The organism is Bermanella marisrubri, from assembly GCF_012295615.1.
Taxonomy (GTDB): domain Bacteria; phylum Pseudomonadota; class Gammaproteobacteria; order Pseudomonadales; family Oceanobacteraceae; genus Bermanella; species Bermanella marisrubri.
On sequence record NZ_CP051183.1, the window covers coordinates 581,771 to 600,299 of the forward strand.

The 18,529-nt window shown below is 44.2% G+C and carries 19 protein-coding genes; 12 read left to right on the forward strand and 7 right to left on the reverse strand.

The window, feature by feature from the left end; all coding sequences use genetic code 11:
- Positions 1-138: 138 nt before the first annotated feature.
- The 4 genes from HF888_RS02640 to HF888_RS02655 form a co-directional block, all read right to left on the reverse strand.
- Positions 139-1,260: a DUF3426 domain-containing protein gene (locus HF888_RS02640; RefSeq protein ID WP_007018764.1), complete on the reverse strand. Its 1,122-nt coding sequence runs from the start codon at positions 1,258-1,260 to the stop codon at positions 139-141.
- A gap of 50 nt (positions 1,261-1,310) precedes the next feature.
- On the reverse strand, positions 1,311-2,204 hold the full coding sequence (gene prmA, locus HF888_RS02645) for a 50S ribosomal protein L11 methyltransferase (protein WP_007018765.1): 894 nt from the start codon (positions 2,202-2,204) through the stop codon (positions 1,311-1,313).
- Positions 2,205-2,265: 61 nt separating this feature from the next.
- The gene (gene aroQ / locus HF888_RS02650; RefSeq protein ID WP_007018766.1) at positions 2,266-2,709 is read right to left on the reverse strand and encodes a type II 3-dehydroquinate dehydratase; all 444 of its coding nucleotides are present in this window, start codon (positions 2,707-2,709) and stop codon (positions 2,266-2,268) included.
- A gap of 73 nt (positions 2,710-2,782) precedes the next feature.
- Positions 2,783-4,399 (reverse strand): diguanylate cyclase, encoded by a 1,617-nt coding sequence (locus HF888_RS02655; protein ID WP_007018767.1) that lies wholly within the window; start codon positions 4,397-4,399, stop codon positions 2,783-2,785.
- A gap of 195 nt (positions 4,400-4,594) precedes the next feature.
- On the opposite strand from HF888_RS02655, the gene HF888_RS02660 reads away from it, so the two are divergent.
- The 9 genes from HF888_RS02660 to HF888_RS02700 all read left to right on the forward strand — a co-directional run bounded on the left by HF888_RS02660 (position 4,595) and on the right by HF888_RS02700 (position 11,350).
- Positions 4,595-5,272, forward strand: coding sequence for a transglutaminase-like cysteine peptidase (locus HF888_RS02660; protein WP_040298122.1), 678 nt, complete (start codon positions 4,595-4,597; stop codon positions 5,270-5,272).
- A 12-nt stretch (positions 5,273-5,284) separates the two neighbouring features.
- Entirely contained in the window at positions 5,285-7,210 is a 1,926-nt protein-coding gene (locus tag HF888_RS02665; RefSeq protein ID WP_007018769.1) for a bifunctional diguanylate cyclase/phosphodiesterase, read from the forward strand.
- 80 nt (positions 7,211-7,290) lie between these two features.
- On the forward strand, positions 7,291-7,767 hold the full coding sequence (locus tag HF888_RS02670; protein WP_007018770.1) for a copper chaperone PCu(A)C: 477 nt from the start codon (positions 7,291-7,293) through the stop codon (positions 7,765-7,767).
- Between the two features lie 9 nt (positions 7,768-7,776).
- On the forward strand, positions 7,777-8,793 hold the full coding sequence (locus tag HF888_RS02675; RefSeq protein WP_007018771.1) for a DUF2333 family protein: 1,017 nt from the start codon (positions 7,777-7,779) through the stop codon (positions 8,791-8,793).
- An 84-nt stretch (positions 8,794-8,877) separates the two neighbouring features.
- A complete protein-coding gene (locus HF888_RS02680; RefSeq protein ID WP_007018772.1) occupies positions 8,878-9,168 on the forward strand; it encodes a hypothetical protein in 291 nt (96 codons plus the stop codon).
- Between the two features lie 69 nt (positions 9,169-9,237).
- The gene (gene rsuA / locus HF888_RS02685; protein ID WP_007018773.1) at positions 9,238-9,948 is read left to right on the forward strand and encodes a 16S rRNA pseudouridine(516) synthase RsuA; all 711 of its coding nucleotides are present in this window, start codon (positions 9,238-9,240) and stop codon (positions 9,946-9,948) included.
- Between the two features lie 59 nt (positions 9,949-10,007).
- Entirely contained in the window at positions 10,008-10,499 is a 492-nt protein-coding gene (locus HF888_RS02690) for a BLUF domain-containing protein (RefSeq protein ID WP_007018774.1), read from the forward strand.
- Between the two features lie 64 nt (positions 10,500-10,563).
- A complete protein-coding gene (locus tag HF888_RS02695; RefSeq protein WP_007018775.1) occupies positions 10,564-10,770 on the forward strand; it encodes a dodecin in 207 nt (68 codons plus the stop codon).
- Positions 10,771-10,774: 4 nt separating this feature from the next.
- Positions 10,775-11,350 carry a gamma-glutamylcyclotransferase gene (locus tag HF888_RS02700; RefSeq protein WP_007018776.1) on the forward strand — a complete coding sequence of 192 codons (576 nt, stop codon included), beginning with the start codon at positions 10,775-10,777 and terminating at the stop codon, positions 11,348-11,350.
- 60 nt (positions 11,351-11,410) lie between these two features.
- Here the strand turns inward: HF888_RS02700 and HF888_RS02705 are convergent, their stop codons facing one another.
- A complete protein-coding gene (locus HF888_RS02705) occupies positions 11,411-12,067 on the reverse strand; it encodes a hypothetical protein (protein ID WP_007018777.1) in 657 nt (218 codons plus the stop codon).
- Between the two features lie 212 nt (positions 12,068-12,279).
- Between HF888_RS02705 and HF888_RS02710 the strand changes: the two genes are divergently transcribed.
- On the forward strand, positions 12,280-14,052 hold the full coding sequence (locus HF888_RS02710; protein WP_007018779.1) for a chloride channel protein: 1,773 nt from the start codon (positions 12,280-12,282) through the stop codon (positions 14,050-14,052).
- A 63-nt stretch (positions 14,053-14,115) separates the two neighbouring features.
- Entirely contained in the window at positions 14,116-14,712 is a 597-nt protein-coding gene (locus tag HF888_RS02715) for a hypothetical protein (RefSeq protein ID WP_007018780.1), read from the forward strand.
- A gap of 111 nt (positions 14,713-14,823) precedes the next feature.
- Here the strand turns inward: HF888_RS02715 and HF888_RS02720 are convergent, their stop codons facing one another.
- Positions 14,824-15,969 (reverse strand): acyl-CoA dehydrogenase family protein, encoded by a 1,146-nt coding sequence (locus HF888_RS02720; RefSeq protein WP_007018781.1) that lies wholly within the window; start codon positions 15,967-15,969, stop codon positions 14,824-14,826.
- A 135-nt stretch (positions 15,970-16,104) separates the two neighbouring features.
- Complete coding sequence (locus HF888_RS02725; protein ID WP_007018782.1) at positions 16,105-17,121, reverse strand: AraC family transcriptional regulator; 1,017 nt, start codon at positions 17,119-17,121, stop codon at positions 16,105-16,107.
- 208 nt (positions 17,122-17,329) lie between these two features.
- Here HF888_RS02725 and HF888_RS02730 point away from each other — a divergent pair, with 208 nt between their 5' ends.
- Positions 17,330-18,484 carry a CaiB/BaiF CoA transferase family protein gene (locus HF888_RS02730; protein WP_007018783.1) on the forward strand — a complete coding sequence of 385 codons (1,155 nt, stop codon included), beginning with the start codon at positions 17,330-17,332 and terminating at the stop codon, positions 18,482-18,484.
- The last annotated feature ends 45 nt before the right edge of the window (positions 18,485-18,529 follow it).

An 18,529-nucleotide genomic window follows, 5' to 3' on the forward strand; every position in this document is an offset into this window, starting at 1 on the left:
GGGAAGGCGAAAGGCTTGACAGGGCCTGTTTTCATCAAAAATTGATGATTTTTTCTCCAGCCAGTAGTTATGAAAAAGTCAACAGTTGATTTTTATTTGCGAGTGCTTACAAACGCGGTTGCTCTTACAACAGTCGCCTTACGGAGCGACGAATCGCACTCGATAACTGCTTGCTTGAGGACCGGGGTCTTGAATATCTAATGCGATATGAACCGGTGTGTTAGAGGGCATGCGATCCAAGCCAGCCGCTTCGCCAGCTAAATATTCACTGGGTAGGAAAAGTCGCTGAGCCATTACTTTTCCATTTTTATCGGTGAAACTGAGTTCCACTTTGGGAAACGCCTGTGGGTAATCTGCATGGTTCATAAACAGAATGTCTACTACCAAAGCATTTTGGTAATCACTATGGCTGCTAACCTGTGGGCTCGTGGTAGTGCGAATTTTTTTCAGATCGTACGTGGACGGTAACTCGCAACCTAACACTTGGCAGGATTGTTGGTATAAAGGTCGATACTCAGCCTGGCGAGACCAAGAATCAAAATTAAAAAAGAAAACCTGGCCTATCAAGACTAAGGTTAAAACGATGCAGCCAGAGAATAGGGCGATCAGCCTTGCCTTGCTGGTTTTTTGCGGCAAGCTTAGATCAATAGGATCATTGTCAATGTAAGCAAAGTTTTGCTTCGCCACTGGATCTGGAGCGTTTTGCTTGAGCTGCTTCGGTGTTTGACTAACAGGCATTGCGAAATCATTAGCGTCGCTATCACTGTCATCTAATAAGGCTTCCGCCCAGCTTTCATCATTGCTGGTATCGCTGTCGTCTTTGACACTTTCTTTCAGTTTATCGCTGTCAGAGAAGAATGGGTCTTCGATTTCTTCAGGATTGAGAGATAGAAAGTCTTCGCTGATTTCCAAGCCTTTTTCTTCGTCTTGAATCAGCACATCACCATCATCAATAAGGTCTTCATCTGGATCATCGGCAAAAACAATATCGTCATCGCTGTCTAGTAAATGGTTACTGGATTTGTTTTCACTGGCACTTGGATGGTTTTCGCTCTCCTCGGCAAACATGTCTTGTGTTCGATCATCTTTGCTTACTGGCGTATCAGATGGTTTTTCTTCTTGAAAATGATCACTCGCACGGAAAACTTGTAAACAGGCACCACAACGCACCGCACCCTTGGCTACTTTTAGCTGAGCATCGGTGACGCGAAATGTGGTGTCACATTTTGGACACTTTGTAATGTGGGCCTGATTTGTCATGGGCGCTATTATTATGGCTTGTTGTTATGATTTAAAGCGCTAATTATTGATTACACTCGTTTTTTTGCGCAAATGCGCACCCAGCCATCTTCTTCATCAATGGATAATATGTCGCATTCCGAGTCGTAGGCCGTGGCAACGGTCTGTCCTTGGCTGGCTAAAATACCGCTGAGTACTAGGTCGCCGCCTGGTTTCAAATAACTCAGAATGCTGTCTTTTAATTCTACAAGGGGGCCAGCTAAAATGTTGGCGAGCACCAAATCTGCTTGTTGTTGAGGGGCGTCTTCTGGCAAACAATAGTGGTAACTGTCTGGGTTAAGCCCATTTCGCTCACTGTTTTCATTGCTGGCAAGGATCGCTTGTGGGTCGATATCGATACCCAGTAAATCACGGGCCCCCAATAACATCGCAGCGATGCCTAAGATACCACTGCCGCAACCAAAGTCGATAATGGAGCGATTATCCAGCTGCTGTCCGTCTAGCCATTTCAGGCATAGAGAAGTTGTAGCATGTGTGCCGGTGCCAAAAGCTAAGCCTGGATCCAGTTTAAGATTCACAGCGTTTTTATCTTCAGGTTCTAACCAGCTTGGGCAAATCCATAAACGTTGTCCAAACGGCATAGGTTTAAACGTATCCATCCACTCACGAACCCAGTCTTTATCTTCAACCAGTTCGAGTTTGTAATTAGGAAACGTTTGCTGGGTCTCTTGCTCGTACAAGGCTTTAAGCTGTTGCATCTGTAATTGCAGTGGTTTTTCCGCATCAAATAGGGCAACTAACTTCAATTGATCCCAAAGCGGTGTCGTACCCAATGGCGGTTCATATATTGGTTGATTTGCACCATCTTTGAGAGTGATGGCGTCGGCACCAATAGCCATGAGCAAATCTTCGATCTCTTGGCTTTGTTGGGCGTTGATATCAACGATGGCTTGAATCCACGGCATGTTTGTGTCTTTTGCTTCAACTTAAAAAGGGCGCCACTATAGCGGCTTTACCGACGGTGCGCTAGGCGCGTTCTACTTGCTGTATGGCCGCTTGCAACGCTAAATCATAGCCTTGAACACCCAATCCGCAAATGACACCCACGGCGACATCACTAAAGTAGCTGTGATGACGAAACGCCTCGCGTTGATGAACGTTGGATATATGCAGTTCAATGAATGGTATTGCCACTCCAAGTAGAGCATCTCTCAGCGCAACACTCGTGTGGGTAAAAGCGGCCGGGTTGATAATGATGAAATCAATATCTTCACCCTTTGCTTCATGAATACGTTCAATCAATTCGTATTCGGCATTGCTTTGAAAGGTCAGTACATGATGGCCTGCGGTTTGACCCTGATGAATGAGGCGCTGTGATACATCGTCCAGCGTATCTGCACCATAAATATCGGGTTCTCGAGTGCCGAGTAAATTGAGATTGGGGCCGTTTAGTACCAGTATGGACGCCATTATTATACTCTTCAGAAATAAAACGAGTTTGCCTAATGCCTGTCACTCTGTAAAGTCCTGAAAAATGCGGGTATTAGTCGTCCTCGACATAGAGCTGAACATTATTGCGCCCTTGTTTTTTTGCTTCGTATAAAGCTTCGTCAGCATGCTCAATAATGAATTCACTATTGCTTCCCGTAAATTCACATACGCCGCCACTGAAGCTGACGGTAAATTCCGTTTCCCATGTGCTGTGAACAAGTTGGCTGAATACTTTGCGAATTTCATTCATCACGTGGAGGGCATCATGGCCTTTGGTGTTGGGCATGACGATGGCAAATTCTTCACCGCCATAGCGACCAATGCTATCACTACGTCGTAATCGTTGTTTAAGAAAAAGAGACAGTGCAGAGATAACCTTGTCGCCCACTGGATGGCCATAGTTGTCGTTGATCTTTTTGAAAAAGTCGATGTCGATCATAGCAAAGCTGAGTGGCTCGTCATTTTCACAAGACTGCTGACAAGCTTGATAGAGACGCTCAAGTATATGGGTGTGATTGTACAGTCCTGTAAGGCTGTCTTTTACGATCAAATTATTTAATACCCGCGCACGCTGACCGCGATTTTGCACTGTGGTGGCTAAGTGGCCGGGATCGACAGGTTTAGTGAGAAAATCATCTCCGCCGTGGCTCATGGCGTTTAGCTGGATATCAATATCTTCTTCACCGGATAAAAAGATGATGGGGATGCGCACATATTCTGGTTGTTGGCGAATAACTGAGGCAAGCTCTGTACCTGTGCAGCCGGGCATATACATGTCCATGACAATTATTTCAGGTTGGAATGCAGTCATGGTGTCCAGCATAACCATAGGATCGATGATGACTTCTGTTTCCATACCTGCAGATTTAAGCGCTTTTTCAGTGAAGAGTGCTTGGCTTTTGGAATCGTCGACAATGAGTACTTTGTAAGGGGCTTCAGGTTGCGGATTATAGAACTTTTCAACAGCACGAATAATTTGCGGCACCTGAGGCCTTGCTAAGAAGCGTATGCCACCGGCACGACTGGCTTCCAATCTCTGTTGCAGCGTGGCGTTACCGCTTTCACTTACAAAGATCTTGGGAAGTAATGCGTTATCAGTATTATGCAATGCCTGCATCAGTTCTAGGCCATGATTGCTTTGTGCGAAATCGACATCGGCGATAAAAAGAGCAATGTCTTCTTGCCCTAAGACTTGATAAAAGTGACTCTCAGACGTCACCAAAATATTGTTAATACTGAAGTGCTCAAGCTGCTCGGTGAGTTTAACACCCAGCTCAGGGTTCAGTAGTAAGACCACTGGTCTAACCTTGGGTATGGCATCAGGGCTGTTATTATCTCCGTGACGCAGACTGCTTTGACCCAATTTAAGCATATGGGTATTGAGTTTACTGAGCTGTTCGTGGGTGCCTTTACCTTTATTATTGTGTAAGAGTTTAAGTTGAGTAATGAGAGTCTTTGCTAGCTCTTCATACTGAGGTGTATCAAATCGTTGGGCATGTCGCAGAAGCTTTTCGACTCCTAGGATTAACTCGTGAACCATTCGTGCATCCAGAGCTTGGTTTTCTAAACTGCGCCAGCGGTCAAAGATAATGCGAGCCTGATTGGATACCCGGCTAGCAAAATGACGTTTCATGGCTTCAGAAGCACTTTCTTGTTCTAAGTGACTCATATTCGCATCCTCTACTCCTTAAACCATAGCAAGCTTCTGACTAATTTCCTGAACGCAATATAGGTTTTGCGTATTGATCCGCTAAAAATCCACATAAAGTCAATTTTGGTGCCTATAGTTATTAAATGGTCATTTGTAATTTTCAGCCAAAGGCAGTGTGGATAGGTGAGTAGCATGATTAGGCATAGGGATGGCATGACAAGCTTGACCTGTATAGCAATGCTGCTCGTAGGGGTTTGCTTGGCGCAAAGTGTCTCGCAGCTAATTGATAAAAAATTGATCGAATACGCCAGCGACCGCTATGGCAACTCAGTTGTAAAAAAACTACATACTTGGGGTGAAACTGTGGTTGCACAGCAGCCCAATTCAGAACAACAAAAGCTACAAGTCTTGAATGTCTTTTTTAATGAGCAACTACGTTTTCGGGACGACATCGATATTTGGAAACAAGAGGACTATTGGGCGACTCCGTTGGAAGCGTTTGCACAAGGGGCGGCTGATTGTGAAGACTATGTCATTGCGAAATACTTTTCCCTTGTTCAAGCAGGTATTGCTGAAGAAAAGCTACGCATCATGTATGTCAAAGCCCTAGAGTTAAATCAAGCACACATGGTGCTAGCCTATTACGCTACACCTCGCTCACAGCCATTAATTTTGGATAACTTGATCGATCAAATTAAGCCAGCAGGCAAACGTCGTGATTTAAGCCCAGTATATAGTTTTAATGCATCAGGTCTCTGGCTTGAGCGTATGCGAGGTAATAGTATAAAGGTGGGGAACCCTAATCGACTTAATCGCTGGACGGATTTATTAGTACGTATGAAATCTCAAGGTTTGGAAGCGTGGTTTAAGCCACCACAGTTAGGTAATTAACAAGGAATAACTATGAGTATTCGACGGCAACTGGCCATTGGTATCGGCCTACTCATGATTGTGATTATGGGCGGTAATTTCATTATTAATGTGAAGCAACTGGTTGCGCATTACGAAGCGCAATTGCAAGCGCGCGCAGATGAAACAGCGACCACGCTGGCATTGAGTATGACGCAAAGTGCAGAACGGTATGATGATGCGAGCTTACGATCTATGGTGGACGTAATCTTTGATCGTGGCCAATTCAAGCAGGTCCGTTTTGATTATGTTGATAGCGATAAATTTGTTGCACGCTACGCTCCAGAAGAAGATGTCCATGATGTGCCGTATTGGTTTCAATCCGTTATTGATATGCAAGCAGGGTATGCGCAAGAACAAGTAAGCAAAGGCTGGCAACAACTCGGAATATTATCAGTAAAAATGCATACCGCACCCATGTATCAGCAATTGTGGATAATGTTTAAGGCCGAATTGGCATGGTTTGCTATCATGGGGTTAATTGTCGTCTATGGCATTCGCTTATTACTTAATTGGCAGCTACAGCCTTTACAAGATATTTTGGTGCTGGTGGACAAGTTAGCCCGTAATCAATTTGTGCATATTCATAAGCAACCCAAATCAAAAGAATTGGTTGACCTTGTATCTGCGATGAATCGCTTGAGTGATCGTCTCAATGCGAGTTTCGTTGCCCATAGTGAAACCGTTGGGCGATTACAACAGGCCAACTTCGATGACGCCCTAACACAACTAAAAAATCGCCGAGGTTGGGAGCAGTTTTTACAAGAATGGATGACTGAAAATAGCTTTCGTCCTGGATGGGCGATGCTTATCCGTATAGACAATTTGCAAAGCCTAAACAGTGAATTTGGTCAAACTAAAGTCGATGAGCTTTTGTTGCAAATTGCCATATTCCTCAAAACCCATGGTTCACTTAATCAAGAGCATGTTTCTATTGCCCGCACTGGTGGTGGTGAGTTCTGGATATTCTGCCCAGACCCATTAGACAAACAATTTACTAAACATATTAGTGAACTTGTCGAATCGCTGACCAGGCTCAGTTTTGTTGAACAATTTTGCGCTGAAATTTACGCCGCGGCGTTACCGGTGCAGAGCGTTATTGCTCCAGCGAGTCTCAAACATCAGTTGGATCTGCTTTTTAACCGAGCTAGAACTGAGCATAAGACTTTACTGATTGGAGAAATGACGGATCACACCTTTACCAATTGGGTTCATTGGCAAAAGGCTTTGGTCGAGGCGTTGAATGGACAACATTTGCAATTGTATCGTCAACCTCTATTTAACATTGAAGGTGAGATCATCCAATACGAGCTGCATAGCCGACTTAAAATGGATGATCGCGTCATGGCCGCGGGCGAATTCTGGCCCCTCGTCGAGCGCTTGAAGATGACTCGAGAGTTCGATGAGCGTGTGATCGAGCTATTTATTAAACAGTTCGACAAGTGGCAATCAGTTGATACATGGGTCATTAACATTAGCGGCGCCAGCATTAATCAGTTTTCTTTTAGGGCGTGGGTTGAAGAAACCTTAACGGCGGACTTGCGCAAAAAAATCATGTTGGAGTTCAGTGAGTATACACTTGCTAACCTATCGGGTGGTGCAGAGAATTGGTTGCATAAAATGGCCGATCAAGGTCTGCGTATTAGTGTTGATCACTTAGGCACGTCAGGTAGGAATTTCAGTTTCCTTTCGCGCTTTCCTATTACTCAAGGCAAGATCCAGAGACGCTATATACACAATATAAACCAACATACTGAACATCGTTTTTTCGTCACGGGTATGATTCAAATTCTCCATGGACAGAAGGCTCTGTGTCTTGCCGAAGGTGTCGAAACCCATGCAGAAAAATCCATGTTGATCGAGTTGGGAATTGACGGTGTTATGGGGTACGGTTTGGCCGAACCTGAACACTGGCGCTAGTGCTTATGCCATGTGCTGGCTCAGTTGAATAGAAGTTTGCTATAGTGGGGCCACTTCCTTGAGACTGGAGAGCACGCTTTATGAATCAACGATATTCAAGAATCGCTACCTTTTGTTTGGTATTTTTTTCCCTTTTAGGTACGAATCAGGCTGTAGCAGATTTAACGGCAAAAGACGGCTGGGTACGAGCACTACCGCCCACACAACCTAATACAGCGGCGTTTTTAACGCTTAGTAACAGTGGTGAAAAGTCTATCGTTCTTGTCGATGTTCGATCTGAGGCCGCTAAAAAAGTTGAGTATCATAGCCACAAAAAACAAGCATCAGGTATGATGGCTATGCGTCAAGAGAAAAGCATCACTATTGCTCCCGGCGCGGAGTTTGTTTTTAAGCCTGGTAGCTATCACATTATGCTTATGGGGTTAACGAAGCCTCTGAAAAGCGGTAATGAAGTGAACATAACTCTAGTGTCACAATCTGGAACCGAATATCCAATTACCTTGCCAGTGAAAAGTCCTATGGACGAACAGAACCATCAACATCATCACCACCATTAGAGGTTTATTGTGAATAAACAAAGTCTAGAGAATTGGTTAGACGCCAGTTGGATGATACGAGCATTCGTAGGATCGATTGCCGTTTATCTTTTGGTCGCCGTGGTGCTCGGTTTTATTTGGTCGGATGAACCTGAACCGTTTTCTGTTACAAACGTGACAGCGGATTACGCAGAACAAGAACAGCAATCAGTGGTTACTGGTTACACCACATCGATTACGTTGATGAAAGTAGCAGAAACACTGCTGCAAAAATCGGGCGGCTACTTGACGAATGATATTTTACCCCCGGGGTTGTGGCTCGATAATATTCCCCACTGGGAGTACGGAGTATTGGTTCAAGTGCGAGACTTGAGTCGAGCTTTGCGTAAAGATTTTAGTCGAAGCCAAAGTCAAAGCACAGAGAACCTAGATTTAGCCGTTGCAGAGCCCCAATTCCACTTTGACAACAATTCTTGGGCTTTACCTGATAGTGAGGGAGAGTATCAGCGTGGTATAGATAAATTAGCGAGTTATGCTCACGATCTCGCCGATAATCAACAAAGCGCTCAGTTCTTTGCTCGTGCCGATAATTTACGGCAGTGGCTTAAAGATGTTGAAACTCGACTAGGCTCTCTAAGCCAGCGTTTGAGTGCAAGCGTTGGACAAAAGAGAATCAACATCGACTTAGCAGGAAATACTGCCAATCATCAGAGTACAGAAAACGATGATGAATTTGTTGCAAAAACCCCGTGGACAGAGATTGATGATGTTTTCTATGAGGCACGGGGAACCACTTGGGCACTGATGCACTTCCTCAAAGCAGTGGAAGTCGATTTTGCAGATATTTTGCATAAGAAAAATGCACTGGTCAGTGTTAAGCAAATTGTTAGGGAGCTTGAGGCTACACAGGAAGAAATCTGGTCTCCTGTCATTCTTAACGGCAGTGGATTTGGTTTGACGGCAAATCACTCTTTGGTTATGGCCTCCTACATTGCACGGGCTAACGCAGCGATTATTGATCTACGCCGATTATTATCCGAGGGATAAATTTTAGGGGTTGGTATAGCAAGCAGACAAAACTCTTCTACACTTAAAATTGTCTGCCAATGTTGAATAGGAAACGGAGTTTCAATGGCCAACCCATCATACGATGAATATGTAGAAGAATTATATAATCGCTTACAAAAACTGCAAAATCACTATATTGCTGAGCAAAATCCCAATGCTCAAATGGTTGGTCCGCTACTTGCGCTGACCATGCTTGTGAAGAGTGATTTACTGCCATTCGCAAGGGATCGTTATAAAAGTATGGAATTGGGTCCGCAATGGAAAATTGCTGAGGACCACCTGCTTGAGTTACGAAGTGATGTAGAGTCCATGCTAGCAGGTCCCAACGCTTTCTATAATCGAAAAGCAGGATAGGTTAGCGGACCATAACTTGATACACTATGGCTTGCAAAGCCAGTGTATCAAAGGTATCGCCAAAGCCGCATGCGACTCGACAAATTCCTTGCTAACTACTCATCCCTCAGCCGAACTGAAGCTACCAAGGCGCTAAAGCAGAAACGCGTTTTAGTTAATGGCGATCTTGTCAAAACCGGCTCCCACAAAGTGGCTAATGACGATCAAGTTTGGCTTGATGGTAGACGGATTGAAATGAACACAGCCGTGTATTTCATGATGAATAAACCGGCCAATTATCTTTGTGCGAACGCCGATCCACAGCATGCCCTTGTTTTTGATTTAATTGACGAAGCGAGTACCTACGTTTTACATACAGTGGGACGCTTAGATCTGGATACCACCGGGCTATTGCTTATTACTGACGATGGCCAATGGTCTCATCGTTTGACCTCTCCTAAACATCATATCCCTAAAACTTACCGGGTTTGGTTAGATGAGCCACTCGTTGCGGATGCAGAGATTCAATGTGAGCAAGGGTTACTACTGCGATCTGAATCCAAGCCTACATTACCTGCTGAATTAAATCGGATAACAGACACAGAGGTGTTGATCACAATATCGGAGGGTCGTTATCACCAAGTTAAGCGTATGTTTGCTGCCATGGGTAATCGCGTGGTAAGACTGCACAGAGAACGTATTGGGCCCCTTGAGTTGGATCCTAATTTAGCGCCTGGCGAATACCGCTCTTTAACTCAACAAGAATTAGACGTACTCGGTATCGCTAATACCGATTTGTGATCCAGTTCAATTAGCATCGCGTAAGCGATTGGATAAAGAAATTGAACTAGGGGCATGTGATGTATCGGCTAATATACGCCAGTGAGTCCAATATTCGGCTAGGTGAATCTGGTGTCGGCATCGAGATTGGCCGTATTTTGAGTAAATCCAAACGCAATAATCCCAAGCGAAACATTGGAGGCGTGCTTTATTACGGAGACGGTCATTTTTTCCAAGTTTTGGAGGGAGATGAGGCCGACGTGCGGACTCTCTATGACATCATATCTAGAGATGATCGTCACACGAATGCCCGCATTATTTACCAAGAACCCATAGACGAAGCCTTGTTTGGGGATTGGTCAATGCATCTTGTTCCGAGCAAAAGCGAAATACGATCTCTGTTATCACAAAACGGTTTTGAGCGCTTTACACCGTTTGAGTTTTCCCCGCATTTAGTAAGAGATTTAATGCTTTTGCTAAGTCAAAATGGGCAAGTAAGAACCCAACAAAATCCCAACAACAGCTTGTTATCGAGTCTAAAACGTTTCATCAGTGGTGGCTCTGCTGCCTAACTTACCTCGTAACATAGGTAGGTTCTAACTACACTGAATACACGCTTGATAAAAGGAGGTAGTCATGACTGATCATGTATATAAGAAACTAGAAGTAACCGGGAGCTCAACGCAGGGTACGGATGATGCTATTCGCAATGCCATCAAAAAGGCCAGTGAGACGGTACACAATATGGACTGGTTTGAGGTGGTTGAAACTCGCGGACATATCAAGGATGGACAAGTTGCTCATTGGCAGGTTACCTTAAAAATCGGTTTCAGACTCGATTAACAAAATGAGCTTCAATACCATAGATATAAACAAGCAGAGACAAGATTTATCATCATACGATGATGTATGGTTGTTTGGTTATGGGTCACTAATTTATAAAGTGGACTTTCCTTATATTCAAAAGCGCTCTGCGTATATCCGTGGTTGGAATAGAAAGTTTTGGCAAGGAAGCCATGATCATCGAGGTACACCGCAATCACCGGGCAGGGTGGTAACTTTAGTAGAGGCCCAATCAACAAAAAAGTGTTTTGGTGTCGCCTATCGGGTGAGGCCTGACGTGTTCGAGCATCTAGATCATCGAGAGAAAAACGGCTATCTCCGCTATGAAGTAAACTTACATTTTCTAGATTCAGATGCTGGTTGCACAAAGGGGATAGTTTATATAGCGGATCCGGATAACGCAGCCTTTTTAGGTGATGCGTCTATTCAAGAAATTGCGAACCAAATTCACCACAGTAAAGGTCCTAGTGGTCCTAACCGAGAGTATGCAATCAAGTTAGCGCAAGCGCTTGAAGAACTCGGCTTTGATGATCAACACGTAAAAAGTATTAATCAACATCTTCAAAACCTTGAGCAGTAGACATAAAAAAGCCGCTAAAAAGCGGCTCTTTTAGAAGGTCATTTGACCCTAAATCACAGGTTAAGCTTTTGTGTCTTCTGGCTTGTTGAGAAGCTCAGCGATAATTTTATTCATCTCAGCTGGCATTTGCGCTAGTACAGCATCTTCAGACAGAGTTAGATCTTTCTCGATATAAGAAACAATTTTCTTGGTTTCTAAATCAAGCACACCACCGAAAGCAGTCACTTTCTTCACAAATGGAATAGGAATGCCACCGGCTGAATCAACGTGCAATACGATGACATATTTGAAGTCGTAATTAGGATCACTTAATACGCCAGCGCTTTTTAGTTTAGAGGTCAGCTTCTTCATGTTCTGATCAAGCTGAGTAGCGTATTTTTTAGCTGAACCAGTCATGGCCATTTCGTCTCGATTTACTTGGCGACGCATATTTTCGCCGAGTGTCCAAGAAAGATTGCCAACTACGCTATAAAGCTGCTGACCGGAAATAACAGATGCGCCATATTCAGATACTGCGCCTGAAGAAATAGCTAGGCCGACCTGTGTTGTGTCACCTGGTACACCGTGTAAGCTTATTGGGAAAATGAAAGCAGGTTGATTTTTGCTTACATTTAATGGGAATTCCTGATTAGCATCCCTTTTTACCATTGAAGAACTGCAACCAACCATTGATAGAGCCAATAGACTCGCAGCTATTGTTAATACGATTTTTTTCATGGGTTCCTTCACATCATCCTGATTAATGGGGCGGTGAAAAATAACAGTTTACATATAGTGATCAATTATTCTTGATGTAAAAACAGAGTAAAGTATTAGAAATGCAGTTTTCGACTCATGCGTAATGCTGAGTTTTGCCTGAAATTTAATCCTATGCTTTTAAGTCAATAAAATTTTCACCAAAGTATTGCGCTGAAAAAATAGGAGGTTCCATGGACGGATTAACGACAGAAAACGAACATCCCTTTGAGACAAGTCGGTCGGAAGTTGCTGAAAAAGGCATGATGAAGGTTATTAAAAACGCATTATTTGTCGTCTTATTTGGCAGCGTGGTCGGCGTTGTTTCCGCTATTTTTGCTGACTTATTCGTTTATGGTTTTAAATATCTAAATCAGATTCTTAATATTAGTGCTGCCTCTCAGCATGAAAGTATTTCTTTTTGGTGGATACTGCTGGTGCCATGTATTGGTGGTTTAGTGGTAGGGTTATTTAATCGCTATATTAATCCTGATAAACCCCAAGGTCCTCCTGATGTCATTGCTGCAGCTCAGTTGGGTCATTCTCAAGTGCCGTTCAAAAGCGGTATGTCCACTGCACTCGCATCTTTTATGTCTTTAGGCTCGGGCGCTTCGGTTGGTGGTTATGGACCTATTGTTCATTTAGGTGCGACGCTTGGTGTAGCGTTTCGTAAGTTCGCTTATGGCGGCGGTGGTCATATTGCCAATATCGGTATCGGTTGTGGTGTTGCTGGAGCGATCGCTGCCGCATTTAACGCGCCCCTAGCGGGTATGTTCTTCGCTCATGAAGTGGTGCTGCGCCATTATTCGTTGCGCGCATTCGCTCCTATCACGGTTTCAGCCACCATGGGCTATATTGTGACCGCCGTTATTCTAGAGCGCCCACCTTTATTTCAAATAGATCAAATTGGTCATCTTAATGCATGGGAATATTCATCCTTCATGCTGATTGGTGTGACAGGTGCCATGTTGGCCGTTGTGTTTATGCGTACACTTTTAAAAAGCCAGAAAATAGCTCAAGGTCTCAACATGCCAAATACGTTAAAACCTGCATTAGCGGGGTTTGCATTGGGTTTAGTGGCATTACAGCTACCTGAATTGCTTGGGTTAGGTACAGCGTTATTACAATCCGCAATGATTCCAGAGAGTATTGAAGCGCCACAAATGGCCATGTTGCTAGTGGGCAAGCTGGTCGTAACGGCTATGTGTTTAGGTTTTGGTTTTGTTGGCGGTGTATTTAGTCCGTCGCTGGTTATTGGTGTTTTATTTGGCAGTTTGGTGGGCTTGGTGTTAGCGCCGATTATGCCTGGTGCTGCCGATTCCCTTGGTGTGTTTGCTATCTGCGGAATGGCCGCGGTGACTACGGCAGTCATAGGTGCTCCCATCAGTACTATTCTAATTATTTTAGAGCTAACACGAAATTACGAGCTAACCACAGCGGTGTTATTGAGTGTGGTGTTCTCCAATCTGGTTTCCTATCGATTATTTGGTCGCAGCTTTTTTGATCATGTTTTAGAAAAACGTGGATTAGATTTAACCAAAGGAAGAGATGCATTACTTATTGCAAATACGAGTATTAGTGAGTCGGTACATCAGGCTTTCGTGAAAGTGGGTTTAAAAGATAAGCCCAGTGATGTATTAAATCTTATGACCTCTAACAATACGAACGTTGCTCATGTGGTTGACCAAAATGATGAGTATCAAGGGGCTGTACTATTAAGTGATATGGCGATGGCGTGCTCAGTACAGGGCGTTCATGTTGAAGATGTTAATCGATTTATGCCAAAAATTTTAGAAGAGAATGCTTCTGTAGAACAGGGTTTGACTATCTTGCAGCAAAGCCCTCAAAAGAGTATTCCCGTCCTGAGTAGTGATAACAAATTAGTGGGAGTAGTGAACCAGCAAAGCTTACTAGGCCAATATCGTGACACACTCCACAAAGTGCGTAGTGATGAGAACGCTGCTTAGTTTGACAGCCCCCCGGGGGTGTCTGTTAGCGTATTAACTGAATACATCATTAGGAAGCAAACGATGACATCAGTGTTACAGTTTACTAAACAGGTTACATGGGTACTGGTATGTGCATTCGCGACCATGAGTTTTGCTCATGCAGAAAGTGCACAATCTGAAGAACAAGCGTCAAACCCTCGCCAAGAGCTGGGTGAGATTCAAAGTCGCATGCAAAGTATTGGCAAAGAACTACAGGCCATTCAAAAACAAGCTTTAGACGCTGATCCGGATCTGCAAAAGCAAGCGGAAGAATATGACCAGCTTGTGAAAGATACGATGCAAGAGCTAGGCACTGACATCGAACAGGTACAAGGTCGTTTGCAAGAAATCGCTCAGCAGGCAAAAACGCAAGCACAAGAGCTGACGCAAGAGCAACGTCAAGCATTGCAAAAAGAGTATCAAGAAAAGCGTCAGCAATTGCGTAGTGTGCAGCAGCAAGCAATGCAAAACGAAACCGTTCAAGAAGCCGGTCAAGAGCTAAGCGAGGCAGTAAAAGCGGGTATGAGTGAAATAGATGAAACCAGCGAAGAGCTATTCGCAGAGCTGCAAGAATTGCGTTCTGAGTATAAAGAGCTAATGCAGGAAATGATGCAGGCTCAGCAAAACCAGCAGTCTTAATCATCATCTAAGCCACAAACAAAAAAAGCCCTTCGAAAAAATTCGAAGGGCTTTTTTAATGCCTATAGGCTTTGCAAATACTGCTTTGGATCTTTGGAATCCTAGAGTCTGTTAACCAAGCTCTGCACGGGCAACGATTTCTTTCATGATTTCGTTAGTGCCAGCATAGATTTTTTGCACTCGGCTATCGGCCCACGCACGTGCGATTGGGTATTCGGTCATATAACCATAACCGCCATGCAGCTGCACACATTCATCCATAACTTTAAACTGCAAGTCGGTAGTGATTTGTTTTAAGCCTGCTGCGGTTGGTATATCAAGTTTTTTATCCAAGTGAAGTTCAAGACAAAAATCCGTATAAGCTCGCATGGCATTGGTTTCGGTAATCAGTTCCGCCATTTTAAAGCGCGTATTCTGGAACTTACAAATTGGCTTACCGAATGCTTTACGCTCTTTAATATAATCTTTGGTCCAATCAAGCGCCGCTTCACAGGCAGCCACTGCGGTTAATGCGACCAGAAGGCGTTCTTGTGGAAGCTCTTGCATCAGTGCCATGAATCCTGTGCCTTCTTGGCCACCTAATAAATTTTCCGCAGGTACTTTTACATCGTTGAAAAAGAGTTCTGAGGTATCCTGAGCTTTCATACCGATTTTATCCAGGTTGCTGCCTTTTTCGAAACCATCCCACTGGGTTTCTACCAAGAATAGGCTGATACCTGCGGCGCCTTTTGACGGATCGGTTTTAGCCACGACAATGACCAAATCTGCCATTTGGCCATTAGTAATAAAAGTCTTCGAACCATTTAAGACATAATGGTCGCCATTTTTCACTGCAGTGGATTTAACGCCTTGTAAATCGGAGCCTGCTCCTGGCTCTGTCATGGCGATAGCGCCAATCATTTCACCGGTAATGAGTTTTGGAATGTATTTTTGCTTTTGTTCTTCGTTACCCCAGTTCTGGATATAGGGCATAACAATATCACTGTGCAAAGGCCAGCCGATACCTGAGCAACCGGTACGCGAAATTTCTTCCATAACTACCGCGCTATAGCGGAAATCACAGCCCAAACCACCATAAGCTTCAGGGGCGGTGGGACATAAGAAACCCATTTCACCGCCTTTTAACCAGAGCTCACGGCTTACCTGCCCGTCTTTTTCCCACTGCTCATGAAACGGCACGGCTTCTTTATCGAGAAACTTTCTTACGCTGTCGCGAAAGCCTTCTAAATCACTATCAAACAGTTTACGTGGAAGCATAGCTCTACCTCTGGTTATGTCTTTATTATTGTGTTGCTTATGAGAAAAAAGCACGATTGATAGAGGCAGTGTGGCAGTGGTGCAAATTGCGCTCAATGGTCAAATAGACCAGAAGCAATGACCAAAAAGCGCCAGTTAAGCTGGCTGGGCTTGTTCAGATCGATAATCACCGGGTGTCATGCCAGTCCATTTCTTAAACGCTCGATGGAAGGTGCTAGGCTCGGTGAAACCAACCTTGAGAGCGATCTCGTTAATGCTAATGTTAGGGTCGCCCAAATAATAGATGGCCATATCTCTGCGCACCTGATCTTTGATGGCCTGGAATGAGGTGTTCTCTTCTTTTAAGCGACGACGTAGGGTTTGAGTCGAAGTATTGAGCTTATGGGCCACGGTCTCAAAGTCGGGCAATTCACTGTCATCCATATTGCCCTGCAAAATTCGACGAATCTGGGCGTTAATACTGGTGGTATTGTTCGGTTTAACCAAAAACACGTAGGGTGCTTCTTTTAATAACTCGGGCAGATCATTGCGTGTCCTCACAATGGGTAAATCTAGATAGCTAGACTTGAAGTGCAGTGCAGTTTGCGGGCGCTGAAACAAGCGTTCGCCATAAAAGAATAAGCGATACTCGTCACTGTGTTCTGGTTTAGCGTAATTGAACTCGGCCAACTCAATAGGAATACGCTTGCCCGTCAACCAGCAGGCAAGGCGATGCCAAAGCACTAATTGAAATTCGGTTAAATAGTGGTGTTCGTCTAGGCAGGGGCGTTTTTCAACGGCTCTGAGCATGCCGCCATATTGAGAATCGGCGTATTGGGTTTCCAATGCCATATCGAATAGCCCATAAAACTGGGTGCCCAGTAGCAACGCCTCTCGCAGTGTGGAGCAAGGCACAATCAGCTGGCATAGGGTTTCAAAGCTGCCCCGTGGGCTGGGTTTATCGTCTAGGCCTAAAAATTCGTCATTGAGCTCGGATACTAGAATTCGAAGCAACTTGGCCATTTTGTCGGGAAAGATGCGGGCCTTGGGTTCATTGAGAATATCGGGTGTTATATCTGCGCGACGCAGGATGTCATGGACATCTAATCCTTGCCTCTTGGCACCAGCGATGGCGCAGCTGACGTAGTGGCTAGCAATGGTCGAGGTTCTCATGAAAGACTGAATCCCAATTCACGTAATGCAACATCATAACCTATTGGGCAATCTGCGCAATATGGGATTTGGAACATAATAGTCTGATGTATGCTATTCAGTCTTTGGGGAAAGCTGGAGTAATTGGCCAACCAATTTGAACGATGTAGAAATAGAGTGCTTAGTTCGGCTTTGCTACCATGATTCAAAAATAATAATGGATTTCCCCATGCTTGAAGGCCTTAAAATTTTAGATTTCTCGACTTTGCTGCCGGGTCCGTATGCCAGCTTAATGTTAGCGGACATGGGAGCAGAAGTATTGCGTATTGAGAGCCCTACACGTCCTGATTTAGTAAGAGCCCTGCCACCAAAAGATAGCAGCGGACAAAGTGCTGCCCATAGCTACTTAAACCGTAATAAAAAAGCCATCGCGTTGGATCTGAAAAAACCACAAGCAAAAGGCATTATCGAAGCCCTATTGCAAGAATACGATATTGTCATTGAACAGTTTCGTCCTGGTGTAATGGCACGACTAGGATTGGATTACGATAGCCTTAAAGTAATCAATCCAAACATTATTTATTGTTCTATCACGGGATATGGACAAACTGGTGATTTGAAAGATCGTGCTGGTCATGACATCAATTACCTTGCTTTATCCGGTATTGCAGATTACAGCCGTCGCAAGGGGGAGAAGCCTGTTCCTCAAGGTGTGCAAATTGCTGATATTGCTGGTGGCTCACATCATGCCGTCATGGGAATTCTGGCTGCGGTTTATGAGCGAACTCAAACCGGTGCGGGTCGTCACCTAGATATCAGTATGACGGACTGCGCATTCAGTATGAACGCTATGTTTGCATCCGGTTATTTAGGCGGTGGCATTGAACCTAAAGCTGAAAGCACAATGTTAAATGGTGGCAGTTTTTACGACTACTATGAGACGCATGATGGGCGCTATATGTCTGTAGGGTCGCTGGAGCCACCTTTTTTAATGCAATTGTGCCAAGCGCTAGAGTTACCAGATGTCTTGGCAAAAGCCGGTAGTCAAAAACCTGAGGATGTGGCCTTTGTTAAAGGGAAAATATCTGATGCATTCAAATCAGAAAGCTTTGAGCATTGGTGTGAGGTGTTTGCCAAGTTGGATTGTTGTGTTGAACCTGTTTTAACCTTTGCTGAGGCAGCTCAACAGAGCCACGCTAAAGATCGAGGTTGGGTTACGGCAAGCGAAGATGGTATTGAACAGTTGAGCAATCCAATTTTACATGATCATGACATTCAGCATACTGGCGGAAAGATTGGAGCTGATACAGAGTTGACGTTGAAATCTCTAGGCTTTGATCAAGAATCCATCAACGTATTAAAGTCCGAAAAGGTCATTGCATAAATCTTCATAATAGCAATGACTAATGATGCGATATTCTAAGTGTAT

Excerpts from the sequence above, each read along its gene's own strand:
- HF888_RS02640 (WP_007018764.1), bottom strand. The coding sequence starts at position 1,260 with ATGACAAATCAGGCCCACATTACAAAGTGTCCAAAATGTGACACCACA.
- prmA (WP_007018765.1), bottom strand. The coding sequence starts at position 2,204 with ATGCCGTGGATTCAAGCCATCGTTGATATCAACGCCCAACAAAGCCAA.
- aroQ (WP_007018766.1), bottom strand. The coding sequence starts at position 2,709 with ATGGCGTCCATACTGGTACTAAACGGCCCCAATCTCAATTTACTCGGC.
- HF888_RS02655 (WP_007018767.1), bottom strand. The coding sequence starts at position 4,399 with ATGAGTCACTTAGAACAAGAAAGTGCTTCTGAAGCCATGAAACGTCAT.
- HF888_RS02660 (WP_040298122.1), top strand. The coding sequence starts at position 4,595 with ATGACAAGCTTGACCTGTATAGCAATGCTGCTCGTAGGGGTTTGCTTG.
- HF888_RS02665 (WP_007018769.1), top strand. The coding sequence starts at position 5,285 with ATGAGTATTCGACGGCAACTGGCCATTGGTATCGGCCTACTCATGATT.
- HF888_RS02670 (WP_007018770.1), top strand. The coding sequence starts at position 7,291 with ATGAATCAACGATATTCAAGAATCGCTACCTTTTGTTTGGTATTTTTT.
- HF888_RS02680 (WP_007018772.1), top strand. The coding sequence starts at position 8,878 with ATGGCCAACCCATCATACGATGAATATGTAGAAGAATTATATAATCGC.
- rsuA (WP_007018773.1), top strand. The coding sequence starts at position 9,238 with ATGCGACTCGACAAATTCCTTGCTAACTACTCATCCCTCAGCCGAACT.
- HF888_RS02690 (WP_007018774.1), top strand. The coding sequence starts at position 10,008 with ATGTATCGGCTAATATACGCCAGTGAGTCCAATATTCGGCTAGGTGAA.
- HF888_RS02695 (WP_007018775.1), top strand. The coding sequence starts at position 10,564 with ATGACTGATCATGTATATAAGAAACTAGAAGTAACCGGGAGCTCAACG.
- HF888_RS02700 (WP_007018776.1), top strand. The coding sequence starts at position 10,775 with ATGAGCTTCAATACCATAGATATAAACAAGCAGAGACAAGATTTATCA.
- HF888_RS02705 (WP_007018777.1), bottom strand. The coding sequence starts at position 12,067 with ATGAAAAAAATCGTATTAACAATAGCTGCGAGTCTATTGGCTCTATCA.
- HF888_RS02710 (WP_007018779.1), top strand. The coding sequence starts at position 12,280 with ATGGACGGATTAACGACAGAAAACGAACATCCCTTTGAGACAAGTCGG.
- HF888_RS02715 (WP_007018780.1), top strand. The coding sequence starts at position 14,116 with ATGACATCAGTGTTACAGTTTACTAAACAGGTTACATGGGTACTGGTA.
- HF888_RS02720 (WP_007018781.1), bottom strand. The coding sequence starts at position 15,969 with ATGCTTCCACGTAAACTGTTTGATAGTGATTTAGAAGGCTTTCGCGAC.
- HF888_RS02725 (WP_007018782.1), bottom strand. The coding sequence starts at position 17,121 with ATGAGAACCTCGACCATTGCTAGCCACTACGTCAGCTGCGCCATCGCT.
- HF888_RS02730 (WP_007018783.1), top strand. The coding sequence starts at position 17,330 with ATGCTTGAAGGCCTTAAAATTTTAGATTTCTCGACTTTGCTGCCGGGT.